Below are 3,315 nucleotides of genomic sequence, written 5' to 3'. Positions count from 1 at the left end.
GGCATCTGCCCGGTGACGACGATGGCGAAGAAGATGGGCGTCGTGCGGGCCGACGGCGACAAGATGCCCCAGGTGCCCTCCATCGCCCTCGGCACGCCAGCCGTTCGCGATGCTGACCATCTCCATCGTGCTGCTGGTGCAGCACACCACCGGCTCGTACGGAGCGGCGGGCGCCGCCGCGGCCGTCACCGGTGTCTCCATGGCCCTGTTCGCGCCCTACAGCGGCCGCCTCGCCGACCGCTACGGGCAGCGTGCCGTGCTGATCCCCGGAGTGCTGCTGCACGCGCTGTCCGGGCTGACGCTCACCGCGCTCGCACTGCTGGACGCGCCCCTGTGGGCGGTGTTCGTGGCGGCCGTCCCGACCGGTGCCTCGGTGCCGCAGGTCGGCCCGATGGTGCGGGCCCGCTGGGGCGTGAAGCTCAAGGACTCGCCCCTGATGACCACCGCGGCGGCCTTCGAGTCCGTCACGGACGAGCTGACCTTCGTGGTCGGACCGCTGCTGGCCACCGCCCTGTGCACGGCCGTCGACCCGGCCGCCGGACTCGTCACGGAAGCGTCGCTGACCCTGATCGGCGGCCTGCTGTTCGCCGCGCAGAAGAGCACGCAGCCCTCCGTCGCCGCCGCCGGGCACGCGCGCGTGGAGCACGCTTCGGCCCTGCGCGTCCCCGGGGTGCGCGTGCTGATCGTGACCTTCCTGGGCATCGGCACCGTCTTCGGCGGCATGCAGGTCTCGCTGGCCGCGTTCACCGAGTCGATCGGCGAACCGGGCCTGAACGGCGTCCTCTACGGCGTCTTCGCCGCGGGCAACATGCTCTCCGGCGTGGTCTGCGGCGCGATCGCCTGGAAGGCGGCCCCGCGGCAGCGCCTGGTCATCGGCTACACGGCGCTCGCCCTGACCGCGTCGGGCCTGTGGGCCGCCCACTCGGTGCCGGTCCTCGCCGGCCTCGGCCTGCTGGTCGGCATGTGCATCGCGCCCGCCCTGATCACCGGCTACACCCTGGTCGACAGCCTGGTCCCGGCCGGTGCCCGCACCGAGGCCTTCACCTGGCTGACCGGAGCGGTGGCGCTCGGCCAGGCCGCAGCCGTCACGGCCGCCGGACAGCTGGAGGACCGCTTCTGGTCGGGCGCCGGTTTCCTGGTGCCGATGGGCGGCACGGTCCTGGCCCTGGCGACCCTCCTCATCCTGCGCTCCCGACTCGCGGCACGGGGCAACGGCCGGACGGTCGCACGTGGCGTGGGTCACCGCGTGCCGGTGGCAGTGGACTGAGCGGCCGGAATACGTCACTATGGATCGTCGTTAGCACTCATCGAGTGAGAGTGCCAGGAGGAAGACAGTGCCGACCTACCAGTACCAGTGCACCGAGTGCGGCGAAGGCCTCGAGGCGGTGCAGAAGTTCACCGACGACGCCCTCACCGAGTGCCCGAACTGCATGGGCCGCCTGAAGAAGGTGTTCTCGGCGGTCGGCATCGTCTTCAAGGGCTCCGGCTTCTACCGGAACGACAGCCGCGGCTCCTCGTCGAGCAGCGCCCCTGCGGCGAAGTCGTCGAGTTCCTCGTCTTCGTCCTCGGGCTCGTCGTCCTCCGACTCCGGCTCCGGCTCCGGCTCGTCGAGCTCCGGCTCGAGCTCGTCGTCGAGCACCAGCAGCTCCTCCAGCAGCAGCACCACCGCCGCGTAAGGCCTGATTCTTACGGGACCCTGTCACCTTCGGGCGACGGGGTCCTCGGCGTTTCCGCGTGCGGTTAGGGTGCGGGCATGGCGAACAAGGCGAACGTGACGGACCAGGCAGACACCGGGATCGGCGTCATCGGCGGCTCGGGGTTCTACTCCTTCCTCGACGACGTGACCGAGATCCAGGTCGACACCCCGTACGGTCCGCCGAGTGACTCCCTCTTCCTCGGTGAGGTCGCCGGCCGGCGGGTCGCCTTCCTGCCGCGGCACGGACGGGGCCATCACCTGCCGCCGCACCGGATCAACTACCGGGCCAACCTGTGGGCGCTGCGCTCGGTCGGCGTGCGCCAGGTCCTCGCCCCCTGCGCCGTGGGCGGCCTGCGCCCCGAGTACGGGCCGGGCACGCTGCTGGTGCCGGACCAGCTGGTCGACCGCACGAAGTCCCGCGCGGGCAGCTACTTCGACGGACTGCCGCTGCCCGACGGCTCCGTGCCGAACGTGGTGCACGTGTCGTTGGCCGACCCCTACTGCCCGTCCGGGCGGGCCGTCGCACTGAAGGCGGCGCGGGGCCGGGACTGGGAGCCGGTGGACGGCGGCGCGCTGGTCGTCATCGAGGGGCCGCGCTTCTCGACCCGTGCGGAATCGTTGTGGCACCAGGCGCAGGGCTGGTCGGTGGTGGGCATGACCGGCCACCCCGAGGCGGCGCTCGCCCGTGAGCTGGAGCTCTGCTACACGTCCCTGACCCTGGTCACCGACCTCGACGCCGGCGCCGAGACGGGCGAGGGGGTCTCGCACGACGAGGTGCTGCGGGTGTTCGAGGCGAACGTGGACCGGTTGCGGGGGGTGCTGTTCGACGCGGTGGCCGGGTTGCCCGGGGAGGGCGAGCGGGACTGTCTGTGTGTGAGTGCGCTGGGTGGGATGGATCCGGGGTTCGCGTTGCCGTAGGGCTTCGGCCTGCGTAGGGGTTCGCCTTCCCGTACGGGGTGGCTTGGCCGCAGGGGTTCGCCTTCCCGAACGAGGTGGCTTGGCCGCAGGGGTTCGCCTTCCCGAACGAGGTGGCTTGGCCGCAGGGGTTCGCCTTGCCGAACGAGGTGGCTTGGCCGCAGGGGTTCGCCTTGCCGAACGAGGTGGCTTGGCCACAGGGGTTCGCCTTGCCGAACGAGGTGGCTTGGCCACAGGGGTTCGCCTTCCCGAACGAGGTGGCTTGGCCACAGGGGCCCGGCCCGGGGAGGGGTCGGCAGCGCGGCAGGAATGCGGAAGTTGCCGTTCGGGTGAGGGAGTTGTCCACAGGCCGGCGGCGGGTCCACAGGCCTGAGCGGGCGGCGTCGGGAAGCCTCATCGTGGGGAGCGCAAGCCGGTCCCTCGTCGCAGGTGGTGGTCTCCGTGTCCTTCGCTCGTTCCTCGGTCGTGCCTTCGTCGCCCTCCTGGTCGCTCGCCTCGTGCCCGCCGGGGGCCGCGGTGCCCGCGACCCGTGAGGTGCCGCGGTTCGATCCGGTCCGGGTTCGCGGCGGTCGCCGGTCCGGCCGGCTCGTCCGGCACCGGCGCCGGGCCGTGGCCGTCGGGCTCGCCGTCACCGCGACGGCACTCGTGGCGGCCGGCCCGCGCGATACCGACGGGGCCCGTGGTCATCACCGGACCCGGCCGCC

General features: G+C 72.3%; 2 protein-coding genes and 2 pseudogenes. All 4 read left to right on the top strand.

The window, feature by feature from the left end:
• Positions 1-88 precede the first annotated feature (88 nt).
• A pseudogene (locus ABZ281_RS43360) lies at positions 89-1,267 on the top strand (MFS transporter); the annotation flags it as partial.
• Positions 1,268-1,334: 67 nt separating this feature from the next.
• Complete coding sequence (locus tag ABZ281_RS43355) at positions 1,335-1,676, top strand: FmdB family zinc ribbon protein (RefSeq protein ID WP_356663655.1); 342 nt, start codon at positions 1,335-1,337, stop codon at positions 1,674-1,676.
• A 77-nt stretch (positions 1,677-1,753) separates the two neighbouring features.
• Positions 1,754-2,614: an S-methyl-5'-thioadenosine phosphorylase gene (locus tag ABZ281_RS43350; protein ID WP_356663653.1), complete on the top strand. Its 861-nt coding sequence runs from the start codon at positions 1,754-1,756 to the stop codon at positions 2,612-2,614.
• Positions 2,615-3,127: 513 nt separating this feature from the next.
• A pseudogene (locus tag ABZ281_RS43345) lies at positions 3,128-3,315 on the top strand (hypothetical protein); the annotation flags it as partial.

The organism is Streptomyces sp. NPDC006265 (assembly GCF_040613555.1).
In the GTDB taxonomy this organism is placed as follows: Bacteria; Actinomycetota; Actinomycetes; order Streptomycetales; family Streptomycetaceae; genus Streptomyces.
This window is presented reverse-complemented; position numbering and strand designations above follow the sequence as displayed.

Excerpts from the sequence above, each read along its gene's own strand:
- ABZ281_RS43350 (WP_356663653.1), top strand. The coding sequence starts at position 1,754 with ATGGCGAACAAGGCGAACGTGACGGACCAGGCAGACACCGGGATCGGC.